Genomic DNA, 20,221 nt, shown 5'->3' on the forward strand with positions numbered 1-20,221 from the left:
TCTGGGGCCTACTCTAACCGAGCCGCAGATGCTGCACTGCATCAATATTGGCATGTCCTTGGAACGTGTTGACGTTCCGGCTGCGGCCACCCGCGCAGAGAGCGCGGCCCATGGCCCGAAGCGCTCCACAACGCAAAAGCGGCTGGCACGCACAAGGCGTGTCAGCCGCTTGCCGCAGCGGGCGGGCCGCTGGCAGAAGGTCAGTTGGAGGCGGCGGGTGCCGAGGCGGAAGCTGCGGCCTTGGCGCTGGCCTTCTTGGCAGGGGCTGCTGCGGCCTTCTTGGCGGGCGCGGCCTTGGCTGCAGGCTTGGCGGCGGCCTTGCGGGGAGCGGCTGCCTTCTTGACAGCGGCCTTCTTCGCGGGGGCTGCTGCCTTCACGGCGGCCTTGGCAGGTGCCTTGGTCGCGGCCGCTTTGCCGGCGCCCTTGGTGAGTGCGTCCACGCGGGCCGTCAGGGCTTCCAGGTCACGCGCCGAGGGGACACCGAGCTTGGACAGGGCCTTGGCCACGCGGTCTTCGAAGATGTTCTCGAGCTTGTCCCACTGGCCCTGGGCCTTGGAGCCGATGTCGCTGGCCATGGTGGTCACGCGGCTCGTCGCTTCGGAGATCTTCTCTTCGGCCACGGCCTGGGTCTTGCGCTGGATGGACAGGCCTTCCTTGACCAGGGACTCGAACACCTTGCCGCCTTCTTCCTGGGCCTTGGAGAAGGCACCCAGGCCCGCCAGCCAGATCTGCTGGGCCGAGTCCTTGACGGTGCTCGACAGCTGGGCGTTGCTCTTCTTGTTGTCGGCGCTGAGTTTCTGCAGTTTCTTGACCATGGGGCCTCCGGTATGCGGGTGGATAGTGGGGGTTGCCAGTGCCGGTTGGCTTTGGCGCATGGCCGAACTGTACGCCGCGCGGCAGGCCAGGTGTAGGCGCGCGCTCCTAAAAACGTAGAGCGCAGCGTCTAAGGCTGCGCGGGTTTGTGCTGAATCGGTCGGCGATGCGCTTGGGCAAGAATGAACAGATCTCACAGGAGTTTTTCATGCAGTATTTCGTGACGGGAGCGACGGGGTTCATTGGCAAGCGGCTCGTAAAGAAGCTGCTGGAGCGAAAGGGCGCCGTGGTGCACTTCCTGATCCGGCGAGAAAGCGCGGACAAGGTGGCCGACCTGCGCAGCTACTGGGGCGTGTCGGCCGCACGGGCCGTGCCGGTGTTCGGCGACCTCACGGCCAAGAAGCTCGGCGTGGCCTCCGAGGACGTGAAAAAGCTCAAGGGTCAGATCGACCATTTCTACCACCTGGCCGCGGTCTACGACCTCGGTGCCGACGAAGAGACCCAAGTGGCCGTGAACATCGAGGGCACGCGTAACACGGTCGATCTTGCCAAGGCCATCGACGCCGGGCATTTCCACCACGTCTCGTCCATCGCGGCTGCCGGCCTGTACGAGGGCGTGTTCCGCGAGGACATGTTCGAGGAGGCCGAGGGCCTCGATCACCCCTACTTCCAGACCAAGCACGAGAGCGAGAAGATCGTACGCCAGGACTGCAAGGTGCCCTGGACGGTGTACCGCCCGGCCATGGTGGTGGGCGACAGCACGACCGGCGAGATGGACAAGATCGACGGCCCCTACTATTTCTTCAAGCTGATCCAGCGCCTGCGCCAGCTGCTGCCGCCCTGGATGCCCACCGTGGGCCTGGAAGGCGGGCGCGTGAACATCGTGCCGGTGGACTTCGTGGTCAACGCGCTCAACGTCATCAGCCACCAGAAGGACATCGGCAAGAAGTGCTTCCACCTGGTGGACCCGGTGGGCTACCGCGTGGGCGACGTGCTGGATATCTTCAGCCGCGCCGCGCATGCGCCGCGCATGAACCTGTTCATCAATGCCGCGCTGCTGGGCTTCATCCCCAAGGGCATCAAGAAGAGCCTGATGGCCATGGCGCCGGTGCGCCGGGTGCGCAACGCTGTCTTGAAGGACCTGGGCCTGCCCGAGGACATGCTGACCTTCGTGAACTACCCCACGCGCTTTGACTGCCGCGAGACCCTGGCGGCGCTCAAGGGCTCGGGCGTGACCTGCCCCAATCTCAAGGACTACGCCTGGCGCCTGTGGGACTACTGGGAGCGCAACCTCGACCCCGAGCTGTTCATCGACCGCAGCCTCAAGGGCACGGTGGCCGGCAAGGTGGTGCTGGTGACGGGGGGCTCCTCGGGCATCGGCCTGGCAGCGGCGCACAAGTTCGCCGAGGCCGGTGCCACCACCGTCATCTGCGGGCGCGACCAGGACAAGCTCGACGAGGCTTGCGCCGAGGCCCGGGCCAAGGGCTACGAGTTCATCGCCTACGCCGCCGACATCGCCGACATGGCCGATTGCGACCGCTTCGTGCAACTCCTGGTCGACAAGCATGGCGGCGTGGACTTCCTCATCAACAACGCGGGCCGCTCCATCCGCCGCGCCATCGAGTCGAGCTATGACCGTTTCCACGACTACGAGCGCACCATGCAGCTCAATTACTTCGGCTGCCTGCGCGTGACCATGGGCTTTTTGCCGGGTATGGTGGCCAAGCGCAAGGGCCATGTGGTCAACATCAGCTCCATCGGCGTGCTGACGAATGCGCCGCGCTTTTCGGCCTATGTGGCCAGCAAGGCGGCGCTTGATGCCTGGACGCGCTGCGCGTCGAGCGAGTTCGCCGACCAGGGCATCACCTTCACCACCATCAACATGCCGCTGGTGCGCACGCCCATGATCGCGCCGACCAAGATCTACAACAACGTGCCCACGCTGAGCCCCGAGGAGGCGGCGGACATGATCGCCCAGGCCTGTATCTTCAAGCCGGTGCGCATCGCCACGCGCCTGGGCATCACCGGCCAGTTACTGCATGCCCTGGTGCCCCGCGTGGCGCAGATCACCATGAACACCAGCTTTCGCATGTTCCCGGATTCCACTGCCGCCAAGGGCAGCAAGGACGCCAAGCCACAGCTGTCGGCCGAGGCGGTGGCGCTGCAGCAGATGATGCGCGGTATCCATTTCTGATGGCCTTTCAACCCGCCCCGGGGAGCCCGTGTTGAACTCTGTTACCGGGTAACCGGGCAGGGTGGGATAATCGCGGGTTCTGCCGAGCAGGCATTTCACACAGCCCACCCTATGATTCTGGTTACCGGCGGCGCGGGTTTCATCGGCGCCAACTTCGTTCTTGACTGGCTTGCTGCCTCCAGCGAGCCTGTCGTCAACCTCGACAAGCTCACCTACGCGGGCAATCTGCACAACCTGGACAGCATCCAGGGTGATGCACGCCATGTCTTCGTGCAGGGCGATATCGGCGACAGCGCCCTCATCGCCCGCCTGCTGGCCGAGCACCAACCCCGCGCGGTGGTCAACTTCGCGGCCGAATCGCATGTGGACCGCTCCATCCACGGACCCGAGGATTTCATCCAGACCAACATCGTTGGCTCGTTCCGCCTGCTGGAGGCCGTGCGTGCCTATTGGAGCGCGCTGCCCGAGGGCGAGCGCGAAGCCTTCCGCTTCCTGCACGTCTCCACCGACGAGGTTTACGGATCGCTGGCACCCACCGACCCGGCCTTTGCCGAGACGCGCGGTTTCGAGCCCAACAGCCCCTACAGCGCCAGCAAGGCCGCCAGCGACCACCTGGTGCGCGCCTGGCGCCACACCTATGGCCTGCCGGTGCTGACCACCAACTGCAGCAACAACTACGGGCCCTACCACTTCCCCGAGAAGCTGATCCCGCTGATGATCGTCAACGCCCTGGCCGGCAAGAACCTGCCGGTCTACGGCGACGGCATGCAGGTGCGCGACTGGCTGTACGTGAAGGACCACTGCAGCGCCATCCGCCGCGTGCTGGAAGCCGGCACTGCTGGCGAGACCTACAACGTGGGCGGCTGGAACGAAAAGCCCAACATCGAGATCGTGAACATGGTCTGCGGCCTGCTCGACGAGTTGCGCCCTCGTGCCGACGGCCAGAGCTACCGCACCCAGATCACCTATGTGAAGGACCGCCCGGGCCACGACCGCCGTTACGCCATCGATGCGCGCAAGATCGAGCGCGAACTGGGCTGGAAGCCCGCCGAGACCTTTGACACCGGCATCCGCAAGACAGTGCAGTGGTACCTGGACCATGCCGACTGGGTGGCCAGCGTGCAGACCGGTTCCTACCGCGACTGGGTGCAGACCCAGTATGCGCAGGAGCCCGCAGCCGTGGCGGATGCCAGCGCATGAACATCCTGCTCTTTGGAAAGGGCGGCCAGGTCGGCTGGGAGCTGCAGCGCAGCCTGTCGGTGTTCGGTACCGTCACGGCGCTGGATTTCGACAGCACGGAACACTGCGGTGACTTCGCCAACCCGGCCGGCGTAGCCGAGACGGTGCGCGCCCTGCGCCCTGACGTCATCGTCAATGCTGCCGCCCACACCGCCGTGGACAAGGCCGAGAGCGAGGTCGACTTCGCGCGCACCCTCAACGCCACCACGCCCGGCGCCATTGCGCAGGAGGCCGCGAAGCTCGGCGCCTGGCTGGTGCACTACAGCACCGACTATGTGTTCGATGGCAGCGGCAGCCGCCCCTGGGTGGAGACCGATGCCCCTGCGCCCCTGAGCGTCTACGGCCGCACCAAGCTCGAAGGCGAGCAGCTGATCGCCCAGTCGGGTGCCAGGCACCTGATCCTGCGCACCAGCTGGGTCTATGCGGCACGCGGCGGCAATTTCGCCAAGACCATGCTGCGCCTGGCCCAGGAGCGCGAGCGCCTGACGGTGATCGACGACCAGTGGGGCGCCCCCACCGGCGCGGACCTGCTGGCCGACGTGACGGCCCATGCCATCCGCCACCTGCAGCAGCGCCCCGAAGATGCGGGCCTGTACCACCTGGTGGCGGCTGGCGAGACCAACTGGAACGAGTACGCGAAGTACGTGCTGGCGGTGGCCGCCAGGCACCCGGTGGCTGAAAAGATCATTGCCAAGGAAGTGGCGCCCGTTCCGACCAGCGCCTTCCCCACCCCGGCCGTGCGCCCCCACAACTCGCGCCTGGACACCACCAAGCTGCGCAGCACTTTCGGTCTGACCCTGCCGCATTGGCAGACGGGCGTGGCGCGCATGCTCACCGAGATTCTCTGAGAACGACCACCATGACGGCACGCAAAGGCATCATCCTCGCCGGAGGCTCCGGTACCCGGCTGCACCCGGCCACCCTGGCCATCAGCAAGCAGTTGCTGCCGGTGTACGACAAACCCATGATCTATTACCCGCTGAGCACCTTGATGCTCGCGGGCATCCGCGACATCCTGGTGATCAGCACGCCGCAGGACACGCCGCGCTTCGAGCAACTGCTCGGCGATGGCAGCCAGTGGGGCATCAATCTGCAGTACGCGGTGCAGGCAAGCCCGGACGGCCTGGCCCAGGCCTTCGTGATCGGCGAATCCTTCCTCGGCGATTCCCCCAGCGCGCTGGTGCTGGGCGACAACATCTTCCACGGCCACGACTTCCACGAACTGCTGGGCAACGCGACTGAGCGCCAGAGTGGCGCCAGCGTGTTCGCCTACCATGTGCATGACCCTGAGCGCTATGGCGTGGCCGAGTTCGATGCCCAGGGCAAGGTGCTGTCACTCGAAGAAAAGCCCAAGGTCCCCAAGTCGAGCTATGCGGTGACGGGCCTGTACTTCTACGACAACCAAGTGGTGGAGCTGGCCAAGGGGCTCAAGCCCTCGGCCCGCGGCGAGTACGAGATCACCGACCTCAACCGCCTGTACCTGGAGCGCGGCCAGTTGAATGTGGAGATCATGGGCCGGGGCTACGCCTGGCTGGATACCGGCACGCACGAGAGCCTGCTTGAAGCCGGCCAGTTCATCGCCACGCTGGAGCACCGCCAGGGCCTGAAGATCGCATGCCCTGAAGAGATTTCCTGGCGCAGCCAGTGGATCGACAGCGCCCAACTCGAGCGTCTGGCCCAGCCGCTGACCAAGAACGGGTACGGCCAGTACCTGATGCGCGTGCTCAAAGAAAAGATCTACTGATTTCCTGAAATTCACTCCATGCAAGCAACCCGCCTGGCCATTCCCGATGTCGTGCTGATCGAACCCAAGAAGTTCGGCGATGCGCGCGGCTTCTTCTTCGAGAGCTTCAACCAGCGTGCCTTCAACGAGGCCACCGGTACCGACCACCAGTTCGTGCAGGACAACCACAGCCGCAGCGCCCGCGGCGTGCTGCGTGGACTGCACTACCAGGTCCAGCAGCCCCAGGGCAAGCTGGTGCGCGTGGTGCGCGGTGCCGTGTTCGACGTGGCGGTGGACATCCGCAAGGCCTCGCCCACCTTCGGCCAGTGGGTCGGCGAAGAGCTGAGCGAAGACAACCACCGCCAGCTGTGGGTGCCGCCAGGCTTTGCGCACGGCTTCCTCGTGCTCAGCGAGACGGCGGAGTTCCTGTACAAGACCACCGACTACTACGCGCCGGCGCACGAGCGCTGCATCATCTGGAACGACCCCTCCATCGGCATCGAGTGGCCCGACATCGGTGCCAACCCTTTGCTGTCGGCCAAGGACCAGCAGGGCCTGACCCTGGAGAATGCGGAAGTCTTCGCTGCTGTCGCCGCCCGCTGACGGCGGGCCGTGGCGCACCTGAAAAGTCCGGCATGACCCTGCATGTGCTCCTGTGCAGCCACAACGGGGCACCTTTCATCGCACAGCAGATTGCCTCGATCCGCGCCCAGTCCCGGGCCGTGGACGTGATCCACGTCTTCGACCATGCATCGGAGGACGGCACGCGTGAAGTGCTGGCGCAGCTGGCGCAGGATGCAAGCGAGGCACCGCTGGAACTGCACTGGGTCGACAACGCCCCCGGCCCCGCCTTGTCCTTCTTCAATGCCATGGCGCAACTGGCCCCCAAGGTGGGCGCAGGCGATTGCATTTTCCTGGCCGACCAGGACGATGTATGGCTGCCTGGCAAGGTGGCGGCCATGCTCGATGCCGCCGCCGGGCTGCCGCAGCCCTGGGCGCTGTTCCACGATGTGCAGGTGGTGGACGAGGCGCTCGCGCCCCTGCAGCCCACTTTCTACACCGGCAACCCCTATGCCGTGCCCCGTGACCTCGACGCCCGGCGCCTGTTGCTGGTCAACCCGGTGATCGGGCACACGTTGGCGCTCTCGGGCGACATGCTGGCCTGCGTGGCCCGCCTGCCCGAGCCTTCGGCCTATGTGATGCACGACTGGGCCGTGGCGCTGGTGGCGCAGCGCATGCAGCGCCTGGCCTGCGTGCCGCAATGCCTGTCGCTGTACCGCCAGCACGGCGCCAACCTGCTGGGTGCATCGCGCCAGCGGTCGCTGGGCGAGCAGCTGCGGCGCGGCATGCAACTGGCCGAGCGGGTGCTGGTCCAGTCCATGGCCTGGGCCCGGGCGCAGCAGGGTGGCGCCCTGCCTGGGGCGTCCCCGGCGGCCCAGGTTCCCGGCTGGCTGTCGATGCCCTGGGCTGGCCGCAGCCGTGTGCGGGTGGCGCTGCACCTGGCCTGGCACGCGCTGGTGTCGGGGCCCACGCGGCGGCGCCGGGCCATGGGGCTCTTTCTGGTGCTGCAGGCGCTGCGCCCGCCGGCCCAAGGCACGCAGCGATGACCGATTCCTCCAGGGGACCGCTGCGCATCGCGGTCATCGGTACCGATGGCCTGCCGGCACGCTATGGCGGCTTCGAGACCTGCGTCGATCAGCTTGCCCCCCGGCTGGCGCGGCGGGGGCATGCCACACTGGTCTTCGGTTCCTCTGTGGGCCGCACCGCATTGGCGGCGGATGGCGAGCGCCTGGCGCACCGCTACCTGCCATTGCGTGCCAACGGCCTGTGGTCGGTGCCCTATGACCTGCTCAACTTCCTGGTGTGCTGGCGCAGGGTGGATGCCATGCTGGTGATGGGCGTGTCGGGCGGCATCTTCCTGCCCCTGCTGCGCCGCATGGCCGGCCCACGGCGCATCATCGTGAATGTGGACGGGCTGGAGACCCGGCGCGACAAATGGACCGGGTTCAAGCGCTGGTTCCTCGAGCGCAGCGAGGCCCTGGCCGTGCGCCACGCCCATGTGGTGGTCAGCGACAACCAGGGCATTGCCGACATGGTGCTGGGCCGCTATGGCCGCACCAGCAGCGTCATCGCCTATGGCTGCGACCATGTGCTGCAGTTGCCTGCGGACCAGGCGCACGCGCTGCTCAAGGAACGCTTTGGCCTGGCGCCCGGCGGTTACCTGTTGACCGTGGCGCGCATCGAACCCGAGAACCACATCGCCGAGATGCTGCAGGCCTTTCTGGCATCGCCCCAGCCGCTGTATGTGCTGGTGGGCAACTTCAGCGCCACGCCGCTGGGGCGTGAGCTGCTCGCGCGTTACCAGGGCGAGCCGCGCGTGCGCTTCATCGATTCCCTGTTCGACCCCAAGGCGCTGGCGGCCCTGCGCGCCGGTTGCCATATCTATTTGCACGGGCACAGCGTGGGGGGCACCAATCCCTCGCTGGTCGAGATGCTGCCGTACCAGCGGCCGCTGCTGGCCTTCGATTGCGTCTTCAATCGCTACACGCTGGGGGACGGGGGGGGCTACTTTGCCGACGTATCCATGCTCACCCGGCATTTGCAAAGACCGCAGGCGAGCGCGTGGGTGCCAGGGCCATCGCTGGCGCAGCGCTATCGCTGGGAGGCCATTGCCGACGCCTACGAGGCACTGTGCAGCGGGCCGGGTGCCACGCCATGACGCCGCGCGTTCTGGCCTGCGTGGTGGCGTACCACCCGGACAGCCACAGGCTGTCGGCCTTGATCGCGCGACTGCTGCCGGATGTGGCGCAGGTGCTGGTCATCGACAACGGCCAGACCATCGACCCGGCGGCGGGGCCCTGGTCGGGCATGACCGCCGTGCAGTGGCACCTGGCGCCAGGCAACCTGGGCGTGGGTGCCGCGCTCAACCTGGCGCGCCAGCGGGCGCTGGATGGCGCCTTTGACTTCCTGCTGAGTTTTGACCAGGATTCCCTGCCCCCCGCCGGGTACCTGACCGGCCTGCTGGACATCTGGGCGCGGGCCGGTGATGCCGCTGGCGGCTGGGCGGCGCTCGGCCCCGCCGTGCGCGACGAAACCACGGGACGGGCACTGCCCGTCCAGCGCGTGGATGCGCATCAGCGCCTGGTGCCGTCCGCAGACCCCTGGTCCGCGCAGCAGACGGTGGCGGTGGACCATGTAATCACCTCCGGGTGCCTGTACCCGGCTGCAGCGTTGTCCGCCGTAGGCCCATTCAGAGGGGGCTGGTTCGTGGACATGGTCGATACCGAGTGGTGCTGGCGTGCGCGCCACCGGGGATGGGCGGTGATGCAGACGGGGGCGGTGGTATTGCAGCACACCATCGGCAAGGCGGGCGTGAAGGTGCTGGGGCGCCAGGTGCTGGCGCATCCGCCGCAGCGCATCTACTTCCAGGTGCGCAACACGCTGTGGCTAATGCGTTCCCATGACGTGCCCCGTGGCTGGCGCCGCAAGCTGCTCGCCCCGCTGGCGCGCAAGCTGCTGCTGCAGCCACTGCTGCCCGAGCGGCGGCTGGCGCGCCTGCTCGCCGCAGTCCGGGGCGGGGTGCACGGGCTGTTGCAACGCCCGCCTGGGTAGGGCCGTGCGCCGAGGGAGATGCCGCCGGGTGTGACCGGTGTCGCACCAATGCGCAATATTTTGGACGCAAGAGGGCCTTGTGGTGCAACAATCCGTTGCCATTGCCAGGATAAGCGCATGATCGTGGCTGCATACGACAGAATATAGAATTGCAGACCTGCTCTGAGGGCCGCTGCGGCGGGCTTCAAGCGAAAAATCCCACAGACCTGGTCTCTGCCTGGCATCCACGGCGGTCCTTTTCGTTGACGAGGGACCGGCCCTTGCCGTGCCTGCGCCTTTTTTGCGGAAGCACACCGGTTTCCATGCGCCACAGACCGTTCCCACGTTCCTTTCCTGATCTGAATGCACAACATGCACCCTAGCGAGGCTGAGATCATCCCCTACCACGCCTCACCCGTGCCTCCCGCCCCAGGGGGCGTACTCGTCCTGGCGCCCCATCCCGATGACGAAGTCTTTGGATGCGGCGGGGCCATCACCGGGCATGTTCAGGCGGGGCACTCCGTGCATGTCGTCCTGCTGACCGCTGGCGGGCATGGCGAAGAAGGTGCGGCCAAGGGGTATGCAGACACCCGCCTCTCCGAAAGTACCGATGCGGCCCGTGTGCTGGGCCTGCCGCCGCCCCAGTGCTGGGGCCTTCAGGACCGTGAAGTCACCTATGGCGAAGCGCTGGTGCACAGGATCATCCAGGCGGTGGCCGATACCGGCGCCGACGTGGTGTACGCCCCGTCGCCCTGGGAGCTGCACCCCGACCACCGCGCCACGGCGCTGTGCGCCATCGAGGCCGTGCGCCGGCTGGAGGGCGTGGGCCTGCACCTGTACGAGGTGAGCGCGCCGCTCAGGCCCAACCGGCTGTTGGACATCACGCCCGTGTGGGCGCTCAAGCAGCAGGCCATGCAGGTCTTTGCCAGCCAGGAGAAGAAGCTGCCGTATGCGAGTTTCATCTCCGCGCTCAACCGTTTTCGTGCGCTCACGCTGTTCCCGGCGTCGGAATACGCCGAGGCTTTCGAGAGCTATACCTCGGCCGATCTGCGCGCCGGCGGCCCGCTGCTGATCGAGGGCGAAAGGCAGCGCCTGCTGGGCCGCGGCGTGGCCGTGCTGCCGCAGGACCTGCCGCTGGTCTCGGTCATCGTGCGCACCATGGGCCGCCCCACGCTGGCCAAGGCCCTTGGGTCCGTGGCGCTGCAGACCTACCCGCATCTGGACATCGTGCTGGTGGACGCCGCCGGCGACGGCCTGCCTGGTACGCAGTGGGCCGACGGCCCCGTGCCGGTCACCCTGGTCTCCCAGGGCAGGAAGCTCAACCGCGCGCTGGCGGCCAATGCCGGCATGGCAGCGGCAACCGGCGAGTACCTCATCTTCCTGGACGACGATGACTGGTTCTACCCGGACCACATTGCCAAGCTGGTGCTGGCCGTACGCCAGAGCGCCACGGTGAAGGCGGTGCACACGGCGGTGGAATGCGTCGATGCCAAGAGCGAGCCCGTGGGCGAGATCTTCCAGTTCCCCTATGCCTCGGGCGAGCTGCGCTACGGCAACTTCATGCCCATCCACTCGGTGCTGTTCCACCGCAGCCTGGTGCAGGCCGGCGGCGCCGCCTTCGACGAGCGCTTCGATCTGTACGAGGACTGGGATTTCTGGCTGCAGGTGGAAAGCCGCACGCCGTTCGAGTTCGTGCCCGGCGTATCGGCTGCCTACCGCATCCATGCCGGGGCGGGCGAGGGCGTGCAGGCCGACCGTCAGCGCGCGGCCGATGCCACGGCCCAGCTGTATGCCAAATGGCAGGTGCTGCAGTCCAGGCAGACCTTCGAGGAACTGGTGACACGCTCGCTGTCGCGGCGCAGCGTGTTGTCTCAGCTGGCCGAGCGCGACAAGGATGTGAAGCGGCTGGCGCAGGACCTGATGGACCAGCAGCAGCGCGCCATGGATGCCATGCAGGCAGCCGACAAGGCCCGCCAGGACGCGCACCACCTGGGCGAGGCGCACGACCTGGCATGTGCTGCGCGCGACGTGGTGCAGCAGGAGCGTGATGCCACCATCGTCGAGCTCCACGCTGTAATGCGCGAGCGTGACCTGGCCCACCAGCACGGCGCGAACGTGCTGGACCTGTACACCGATGCCCAGGCGCGCATCGGTTCCCTGGAGACCTCTGCCACGGCCTTGGAGGCCGAGATCGCCCTGGCGCGCAACCATGCGCACAACCTGCAGACCATGATGGACGCCACGCAGCACCAGCTGCGTCTGGTGACGGGATCGCGCTCGTGGAAGATCACCCGGCCGTTGCGCCTGGTGGTCCGGCTGCCGCGGTACGCCAGGAGCGTCGTGGCGGCCTATTCGGTCGCCCGCGGCCGGGGTGTGGGCCTGTCGCACCTGGTCAAGCGCACGGTGTCGGTGCTGCGCACCCAGGGTGTGCAGGGCGTGCGCCAGCGTCTGCGGCGCATGCTGCATGGCTCCGGCCATGAGCTGGAAGCCCTGGATGCCGGTGCGCCCGTGCCGGATCCGGTGGCCGGTGCCGCACCACGCAGTTATGCCGACTGGGTGGCGAAATACGACACCATTGACCCGGTCAAGCTCTCGCGCCTGGTGGCCGAGGCGGCCGAGCTGCCGCGCAAGGCGCTGGTTTCCATCGTCATGCCGGTCTACAACCCCGATCCGCAGGATGTGGGCCGTGCCATTGCCTCGGTGAAGAACCAGGTCTACCCGCACTGGGAGCTGTGCATCTGCGACGATGCCTCGACCAAGGCAGGCACGCGCGAGCTGCTGGAGGCTGCGGCCGCGCAAGACTCCCGCATCCGGCTGGCTTTCCACGCAAAGAACCAGCACATTTCGGTGGCGACCAACACCGCCATCGGCTTGGCCAAGGGTCAGTACATCGCCCTGCTCGACCATGACGACGAGCTCACGCCCCATGCGCTGCTGCGCGCCATGCAGGCCTTTGCGCGCCACCCGCAGGGCAAGGTGCTGTATTCCGACGAGGACAAGATCGATCAGACCGGCCGGCGCTTCGATCCGTATTTCAAGCCCGATTTCAACCTGGGCCTGCTGCGCTCGCACAACTACATGTGCCACTTCGCGGTTTATGACGCCGACTTCATGCGCCAGCTCGGTGGTCCGCGCGTGGGCTTCGAGGGCGCGCAAGACTACGATCTGGCGCTGCGCGCCATTGACAGCGTGGAAGCTGCCGCCGTGCTCCACGTGCCGCAAATTCTGTACCACTGGCGAACGGCAACCGGCAGCACGGCCTCGGGCCATGGCAACAAGAGCTATGCCTTCGAGGCCGGCCGGCGTGCGCTGCAGGAGCATCTGCAGCGCCGCGGCCTGCAAGGCGAGGTGCTGGAGGCGCCCGAGGCCTCGGGCATGTACCGTGTGCGCTGGGGCATTCCGGCCAACCCCCCGCTGGTGAGCATCGTCATTCCCACCCGCAATGGCGAGAAGATCCTGCGCCAGTGCCTCGACAGCCTGGTGCAGACCCGCTACCCCAACTACGAAATCATCGTGATGGACAACGGCAGCGACGAAGCGGCTTCGCTGCAGCTGTTGGCCGAGCGCACGGCGTCGGGGCAGATCCGGGTGTTGCGCGACGATGGCCCGTTCAACTTCTCGGCCATCAACAACCGTGCGGTGCACGAAGCCACGCGTGGCGAGTTCGTGCTGCTCATGAACAACGACATCGAGGCCACCCACCCCGAGTGGCTCGATGAAATGGTCGGCCCTGCGCTGGAGCCCGGCGTGGGCTGCGTGGGCGCCCGCCTGTGGTACCCCGATGGTCGCATCCAGCACGCAGGCGTGGTGCTGGTCTGCGGCGTAGCCGGCCATGCGCACAAGCTGCTGGCCCGGGGCCAGCATGGCTACATGGGCCGCGCGGTGCTGGCGCAGGACTTCGTCGCCGTGACGGCGGCCTGCCTGCTGCTGCGCAAGTCGGTCTACGAAGAGGTGAGCGGCCTGGACGAGAGCCTGGCCGTGGCCTTCAATGACGTGGACTTCTGCCTGCGCGTGCGTGAGGCGGGCTACCGCAACCACTGGACGCCCTATGCCGAACTGATCCACCACGAGTCCGTCTCGCGCGGCTATGAGGACACGCCCGAGAAGCAAAAGCGCTTCAACTCGGAAGTGAAGATCCTGCAGACCCGTTGGCCTGCCTTGCTGGCCAACGACCCCTGCTACAACCCCAACCTGACCATCGACGCCGAAGATTTTTCGCTGGCCTGGCCCCCCCGCGTTTCCTGAAACGGCGCTTGTCGCCGTCCTCACTTGCCTGCCCGTTTCCTTCCTTAAATCCACCGTATGAGCCGACTTGACTCCCTTTTGCCCCTGCTGGCCTGCCCGCGTTGCGGCTCCAGACTGATCCAGCACGAGAGCCGGGTGGTGTGTGGCGGCTGCGAGGCGGCCTACCCCCTGCGCAATGGGGTGCCCGTGCTGCTGCCTGAGACCATCGAGGAGGCGGGAACGGGGGAGGCCTCGGTGGACGATCCGGTATCGCGCCACCCCTACAGCCAGGAGTCGCTCAGGATCATCGAGGAGCATCGGGACGAATGGGTGCTCGACCTGGGCGCAGGCGGCAAGCTGCAGCGCTGGGACAACGTGGTGCAGATCGACATCTTTCGCTACCCCATGACGGACGTGGTCGGCTCTGCCGACCGGCTGCCGTTCCGGGACAACAGCTTTGGCGCGGTGATCAGCCAGGCGGTGTTCGAGCACCTGCAGTACCCTCAGGCGGCGGTGGAGGAGATTCGCCGCGTGCTCAAGCCGGGCGGCGTGGTCAAGATCGACACCGCCTTCCTGCAGCCCGAACACGGCTACCCCCACCATTTCTACAACGCCACCGAAACCGGCCTGCGCGAGTGGTTCCGCGAGTTTGACCTGCGTTGGAGCGGTGTGGAACCCCACCAGCACCCGCGGTGGTCGCTGAGCTGGTTCCTCGGGGTCTACCTGGACCGCCTGCCCGCCGATGCGGCAGCGCTGCTGCGCACCACGCCGCTGGGCGAGGTGGTCGACGCCCTGCAGCGTTCCGGCACGGGGGCGGCCCATCCGCAGGACGTGGCCATCATGGATGCCCTCGGCGCGCTGCCCGAGCACCACCTGCGCACGCTGGCCGCGGGGGTGTCCATCCGGGCGGTCAATCCTCCCAAGACCTTGTCTTCGACATCGATGCCATCCCTCGCGGGGGCGTCTCCCGTCGTGGCGACTGACCTGGACCGCAAGCTGGCGGCTGCGCGCATGGATCTGGAGTACCTGCGCTCGGAGCTGACCACGGCGCATGAGCGCCAGTTGCTCGCCAACGACCAGGCGCGCTACATGGCGCAGTACTACCGCCTGATCGCCGATGCTGGCGAAGAGGTATCCCTCGGGGCCGGGCGGCGAGCGCATGCCCTGTTCCACGCCAAGAACATGGTGCGCGCCGTGGTGCCGCCAGGCATGTGGCGGTTCATGAGGGATGGCTGGCGCGCATTGTCTGGCGCAAGCGCCGCGCAGGGCGCGCAAACAGTCCATTCCCAGGCAGTGGCCGCGCCGTTCGTCTCGGCCGTGGTGCAGCCTTTTGATGTGGCGGCGCTCACCGCCACCTTCTTCTCGCTGGTGCACCAAACCTACTCGGGCTGGGAGCTGCTGCTGCTGGGGCACCCCGACCAGTCACCTGCAGTGCGCAGAGCCATGGAAGACTTTGCCCGGCTCGATTCGCGGCTGACCATCGTTGCGCGGACGGATCCCGAAGGCGACTACGATTGGCTCGGACAGTATCGCCTGGTGCTGCAGGAGGGCACCACGCTCTCCTTCAACGCGCTGCAGGAGATGTTCACGTTGGCCAAAGTGCGCCCCGATACCTGGGCCATCATGGCAGACTACGACGCCTTCCTGGGGCGCGATGACGTGATGCCGCCCATGCGCTGCCTGAGCGCTCCGGTGCCGCAGACCGACAGTTCCTTTGCTGTCTTGGCGCCTTGCGTCCTGCTTGCGGGTGACGCATTGCGCCGAAATGGTGGCCGCAGCATCATTGATGTGAACTATCAGCAGGTTGCCCATATCCCATTGGTGCTTTTTCACACGCTGCAAGAGCCCTCATCCCTGCGGGTCGCCCACCCGTGATTCGTTGAACTTCCACACTATCTTGAGACACGCATGAAGAATTTTGCACAAAAGATCACGCTCGCCGCTGCCATGGTCGCGGTGTTGCCATGGCTGGCCGGCTGCGCGACCTCGCAGACTGCAGGCAATGCAACCGTCGCACCGAGTACGGTTTCGACGGAGTCCAAGCCGCTGAACCTGGTGTTCGAATCGCCTGCGCTCGAGCCCAAAATGGCGCAAATCGGTGTGCTTACCAATTTCAAACGCTATTGGCAAGCCCATGTGGACCGCAACTGGGGCGTGCGCTACGATCTGGAGCATGGGATCGACCCCAAGCGGACGGATTCCAAGTTCTATGCGGAATACCATGCGAAAGCCTGGATCCTGAAATCCATCAAGGTGCATGATGTCACCCAGGATGGCAAGAATGCCAATGTGGAAGTCGAGCTCACACTGGTCGATCCGACCGGGAAGAAGTCTGACTCCAATTTCCGCACCTCCGATATCTGGGAGATCGTGGATGGGCAGTGGAAGCACGTCAATCTCGACGCGGTTCTGAAGTCGCGCTGATGAGGGGCCGTGGCAGCGCCGCAAGGGTCAGTTGGGTACGCCCGCCGGCTCTCTGGCGACTTGCTTCTGGCCCGCTGTGCCGCAGCAGGGCAGGCCGCAGGCTTGCCGTGTCGGGTGCAGGAAAAGGACAACGGGCGCTTGTTGCTGAGGTGCAACATCCTTCGCCCTAGTTGTGACACCAAACACATTTTATCTACGCACCCCTGCGCAAACCGGGGGGCGATTGTGTAGGATGCGAATCAACAGTCCATAGAGTCCGCTTGTCTAGATTGTGTACGCGGGGCGGATTGTTGAAGTATCTGGTGTAAACTTGTAAAGCTATGAGTGTGGGCTTGCTCAGGTGCTTTTTTTAATTTTTATGGAGAAATCTGTGATGAAGAAGAAACTTCTTGCTGTAGCAATGGGCGCCATGCTCGCTGCTGGTGCTGCAAACGCTGTGACCGTGAATCACGCTGGTTTGGGTGATTTGCTGGTCGCTCCCTCGTATTTCATCGGTGGGGGATGGCAAAGTGAGTTGAAGGTTATCAACACTAGCCTGACGCAATCCGTCGTCGCCAAGGTCGTGATTCACGACAACGAGCGCTCCGAAGAACGTCTGGACTTCTTGATCTACCTGTCGCCTGGCGACGTGTGGGTCGGTACCCTGGCAAGCCAAGCCGCTGCCGCCAACGGCCAAACGACGCGTTCGGTTGTGACGTCCAGCGACGACTCGATCCTGCTGCCTAACTCCAACACCTTCGCATCCGCTGCTACCCCAGCAGTGATCGTGAGCGGTGCTGGCGAAGGCCGCTCGCCACTGACCAACATCGGTTACATCACGATCATCGAATCGCAAGCATTCGACCTCGCTCCTAACCGTCCTGGCGTTGCCAAGGCTGCCATCAAGGCCGCATTTGACGCAGCTCCAGCTGTGGTCGCTGACACCAACACGCCTAACGTGCTGGCTGGCTTCCTGACCATCTCGAACTCGCTGAACGGTCAGAACGCTTCGCTGCCTACCCTGGCACTGGCTGACTACAACAACCGCATCAAGCAAAACATCGGTGTTGACTCCAGCCTGGGCGCTCCACGTTCGCAAGCTACGGTTGCTGACATCGAAGACGCACTGTGGAAGACCTCGTTCGTCGTGCCTTACGTTGTTGGTGGCAACCAGTCTTCGCTGGTGTCCTTCACGTTCCCCACGAAGCTGACGTACCGTAACGTCATCAGCGGCCAGTACCCCTTCCAACAGAAGGTGCAGATCGCTGCTGATGTGTTCGATTACAGCGAAAACACCATCGCCGGTCCAACGTTCAACATCTCGCCTCTGCCACCAGCATCGTCGACCAGCGTGTTCGAACACGACTGGCTGGCCTTCGGTAGCCAGATCAGCGTGGGCACGTTCACCGCTGGCTGGGCTAACGTTCGCTACGCAAACCCAACGGTCTCCGTTGGCCAAACCTCGGCTCCTTCTGTGAACCTGGGCAAGTCGGGCGGTCCTGGCGTTGTTACCTACATCAACACGATTGGCCCAGAAGTCACGTGGCACTACGCTCCTTCTAACTAAGAAGTTGCGACTTTAGTAAAAAGGCCGCCGGCGAGAGCTCGCGGCCTTTTTTTTTTGGGCGGATGCAATGCGGTATCTAATTGTTATTTTTTTGGCTGCAATGAGCACGTTTGCACAGGCTGCAAACTTTGTTTCGATGCACCAGTCAGCGCACAGAATTGCCCTGTCTCTGCCGTCCGGCAGCAGCAGCTATACCTTCGACACCAAGGTCGGCTTCAAGGAGCAATACGCTCCTACCGGCGTGACGGGTTGCGCCATCGGTTTTGGCACCGGCGGCTGCGCCTTCCCTGGCGGTGGCTCCCTCTCCCTGCCTGAGTTCACTGGCTTCCAGATGCAGAACCAGGAATTCAAGATCTTCATTCCTGCAGGCACGCGCTCGTTCCTGTTCTCGGGCTATGCGGCCCAAACCACCCAGTCGGCTTTCGTGCTGCGCTATGGCAAGGAGCCGACCCGTGTCGCTCCCCTGAGCGGCGCAGAGTACCAGGCCGCGCAGACCGGCGAGCGCATTGACTCCTCGTTCACACGCCTGGTCAACGAAGACGTCGACCATTTCGTCGTGCACGACGGTGGCGGCACCCTGCGCTTCGTGGGCGGACAGCTCGATGCCAACCGCAGCAGCACCGACCAGGGCAAGTGGCTCTACGTGCGCCAGCTGAGCGGCGCCGCGCTCTACGACTACCAGGGCGCCCTGGACATCGACATGCCCAAGTACGCGGCCGGCTACGCCAAGATCTCCTGGACGACCAGCCCCTTCCCGGATCCCGTGGACGCTGCGTCGCCTACGACCCCGACGACGCCCACCACGCCGACGACGCCTACCACTCCCACCACGCCGACTATTCCGACAGTCCCCACCACGCCCACGACGGCAGGATCGGTGACCACCAACGTGGTGTCTACAACCGGTCAGCCTCTGAAGCTGGATGTCACGTTGACGCAGACCACTGCAGACGTCGCTGCCAGTGACAAGACCAGCGTGTGGATCGCGGCGCGCATTCCAGCCAATGGCCTGTTCTTCACGACCGATGTCTGGTTTTTCCGCAAGGTTGACAGCTGGGTTCAGCTCGGACTGCCCAACCCTGAAACCGTTGCGTACTCCAGTCAGATCGCCAATGCAGGAACCCTCAAGTTCACACCCACCATGGATCTGACGGCTGATGACCTGCGTGCGTTCAACGTCGAAATCTATTTCGGCTTCAAGAACAGCAACGGTTCCTTCGTCAACAAGGGCAAGATCTGGTAAACACCAGCCAGCGCTTTGCTCAGACGTAAAAAAGGCCCCGAGGGGCCTTTTTTCATTCCATGAAGCGATCGCGCGGCGGGTCGGATCGATTGCTGCTATCTCTTCGCCACCGCTGCCGGTCCCGCGCACAGCGCCGGGGCCAAGACGCTGCGGGGCAGAAGGAGCAACGGCTGCAACGCCCGACAAACCGGTTCCTCGGTTGTGGAGCGTTTCGCTTCGATGCTTTCTGCCGCGCAGCCTCCTAAGCAGGCTTCATTGCCGAGGTGCGCTGGGAACCTGGAAAGGGTTGGCACTCTGGTTCTGCTGCATATTGGCATTGTTGCGTGCAGCATTCAGTGCCTCGGACAGGCTGTTGAACACCGTGTTGGCTGAGTTCGGTGAGTTGGCTGCCGGTGGGGCCGCCGGGGCTGCCGCTGCCTGCTGCTGGGCAACCTGCCCGGCATTGGCCCCTGGTGGGGGCGCGACCGCTGCGGCGGCTGCCTGCGTGGCGGCGGGATCTCCAGCTGGCACCTGCACTACCGGCGTCGCGCCCTGAACGGGGGCCTGGCCCTGCGCCACAGGGGCTGGCGCCCCCGGGCCGGCAGCCCGGTCCGTCTTCTTTGTGAAGTAGATGCTCTGCTGCCCGCCGGGTGCTGACAGCACCACGTGGGTGGGGTGGACCTGTGCCAGTGTGAACTCGCCCAGTGCCTGCCCCTCGCGGAAGGTCGAGAATGGGCGCCCCTCGGTGGCTGCGCTGGCAAAGCGCGGACCCAGGCGCACATTGGCCATTTTGACGCTGCCTGCAATCACAACACCGTACAGCTGCAGATCCTGGTCGGTCACTACGGCGGGCGGAGGCGGTGGTGGTGGTGGCGGGACGGGTGGTACGCGATCCGGCCATGCCTTGCGCTGGGCGTCGAAGGGGTTGGCGCCCCCCGCCTGGATGGAGGTGGCTGTTGGAGGCACAGCCGCGGGCGGGGGTGCAGCCACTGCAGTGCCTGGGCGCGCTAGTGCGCCAGGAGCGGTACCCTGGGGGGCGACCTGCGCCAGTGCCTGCCCGGCCAGGGCGATGCCGGCGGCGGCCATTGCCAACTGCATAGCCATGGCGCTTGGCGACGGTTTGCCCGGCGGGGGTGAAAGGAAACCAAGAGTAGACATGTACTCACTCCCAAGAAGTCGAAAAGCCGGGCAAGCCTGGCGGGGAAAAGTGCTGGGGGCACGGCCCGATGGGGCGGTCAGTGCATG

Annotated in this window: 15 protein-coding genes; 13 read left to right on the forward strand and 2 right to left on the reverse strand. The window is 65.5% G+C overall.

The features are described from left to right. Positions 1–200: 200 nt before the first annotated feature. Positions 201–815: a phasin family protein gene (locus ACSQ3Y_RS05555; RefSeq protein ID WP_057200024.1), complete on the reverse strand. Its 615-nt coding sequence runs from the start codon at positions 813–815 to the stop codon at positions 201–203. Positions 816–1,021: 206 nt separating this feature from the next. Between ACSQ3Y_RS05555 and ACSQ3Y_RS05560 the strand changes: the two genes are divergently transcribed. The 13 genes from ACSQ3Y_RS05560 to ACSQ3Y_RS05620 all read left to right on the forward strand — a co-directional run bounded on the left by ACSQ3Y_RS05560 (position 1,022) and on the right by ACSQ3Y_RS05620 (position 18,997). After that, positions 1,022–3,007, forward strand: a complete 1,986-nt coding sequence (locus ACSQ3Y_RS05560) for an SDR family oxidoreductase (RefSeq protein WP_057200242.1) — start codon at positions 1,022–1,024, stop codon at positions 3,005–3,007. 111 nt (positions 3,008–3,118) lie between these two features. Further along, positions 3,119–4,207, forward strand: a complete 1,089-nt coding sequence (gene rfbB / locus ACSQ3Y_RS05565; protein ID WP_436176664.1) for a dTDP-glucose 4,6-dehydratase — start codon at positions 3,119–3,121, stop codon at positions 4,205–4,207. Then, complete coding sequence (rfbD, locus tag ACSQ3Y_RS05570; protein WP_057200026.1) at positions 4,204–5,094, forward strand: dTDP-4-dehydrorhamnose reductase; 891 nt, start codon at positions 4,204–4,206, stop codon at positions 5,092–5,094. Before rfbB ends, rfbD begins: the two co-directional genes overlap by 4 nt. Before the next feature lie 11 nt (positions 5,095–5,105). Further along, a complete protein-coding gene (gene rfbA / locus ACSQ3Y_RS05575; protein WP_436176665.1) occupies positions 5,106–5,990 on the forward strand; it encodes a glucose-1-phosphate thymidylyltransferase RfbA in 885 nt (294 codons plus the stop codon). Positions 5,991–6,008: 18 nt separating this feature from the next. Next, complete coding sequence (gene rfbC, locus ACSQ3Y_RS05580; protein WP_057200028.1) at positions 6,009–6,572, forward strand: dTDP-4-dehydrorhamnose 3,5-epimerase; 564 nt, start codon at positions 6,009–6,011, stop codon at positions 6,570–6,572. 32 nt (positions 6,573–6,604) lie between these two features. Then, positions 6,605–7,576, forward strand: coding sequence for a glycosyltransferase (locus ACSQ3Y_RS05585; RefSeq protein ID WP_436176666.1), 972 nt, complete (start codon positions 6,605–6,607; stop codon positions 7,574–7,576). Next, entirely contained in the window at positions 7,573–8,688 is a 1,116-nt protein-coding gene (locus tag ACSQ3Y_RS05590) for a DUF1972 domain-containing protein (protein WP_436176667.1), read from the forward strand. The genes ACSQ3Y_RS05585 and ACSQ3Y_RS05590 overlap by 4 nt, the downstream gene beginning before the upstream one ends. Continuing rightward, positions 8,685–9,581: a hypothetical protein gene (locus ACSQ3Y_RS05595; RefSeq protein WP_436176668.1), complete on the forward strand. Its 897-nt coding sequence runs from the start codon at positions 8,685–8,687 to the stop codon at positions 9,579–9,581. The genes ACSQ3Y_RS05590 and ACSQ3Y_RS05595 overlap by 4 nt, the downstream gene beginning before the upstream one ends. A 351-nt stretch (positions 9,582–9,932) precedes the next feature. Beyond that, entirely contained in the window at positions 9,933–13,805 is a 3,873-nt protein-coding gene (locus tag ACSQ3Y_RS05600; protein WP_436176669.1) for a glycosyltransferase, read from the forward strand. A 57-nt stretch (positions 13,806–13,862) separates the two neighbouring features. Further along, on the forward strand, positions 13,863–15,659 hold the full coding sequence (locus ACSQ3Y_RS05605; RefSeq protein ID WP_436176670.1) for a methyltransferase domain-containing protein: 1,797 nt from the start codon (positions 13,863–13,865) through the stop codon (positions 15,657–15,659). A gap of 33 nt (positions 15,660–15,692) precedes the next feature. Continuing rightward, positions 15,693–16,208 (forward strand): hypothetical protein, encoded by a 516-nt coding sequence (locus tag ACSQ3Y_RS05610; RefSeq protein WP_436176671.1) that lies wholly within the window; start codon positions 15,693–15,695, stop codon positions 16,206–16,208. A 373-nt stretch (positions 16,209–16,581) separates the two neighbouring features. Continuing rightward, complete coding sequence (locus tag ACSQ3Y_RS05615) at positions 16,582–17,754, forward strand: hypothetical protein (protein WP_436176672.1); 1,173 nt, start codon at positions 16,582–16,584, stop codon at positions 17,752–17,754. Positions 17,755–17,890: 136 nt separating this feature from the next. Then, on the forward strand, positions 17,891–18,997 hold the full coding sequence (locus ACSQ3Y_RS05620; RefSeq protein ID WP_436176673.1) for a hypothetical protein: 1,107 nt from the start codon (positions 17,891–17,893) through the stop codon (positions 18,995–18,997). A gap of 252 nt (positions 18,998–19,249) precedes the next feature. On the opposite strand, the gene ACSQ3Y_RS05625 is transcribed toward ACSQ3Y_RS05620, so the two are convergent. Beyond that, positions 19,250–20,080 (reverse strand): hypothetical protein, encoded by an 831-nt coding sequence (locus ACSQ3Y_RS05625; protein WP_436176674.1) that lies wholly within the window; start codon positions 20,078–20,080, stop codon positions 19,250–19,252. Between the last annotated feature and the right edge of the window lie 141 nt (positions 20,081–20,221).

This window comes from Acidovorax sp. LjRoot66, from assembly GCF_964253305.1.
Lineage (GTDB): Bacteria > Pseudomonadota > Gammaproteobacteria > Burkholderiales > Burkholderiaceae_C > Acidovorax.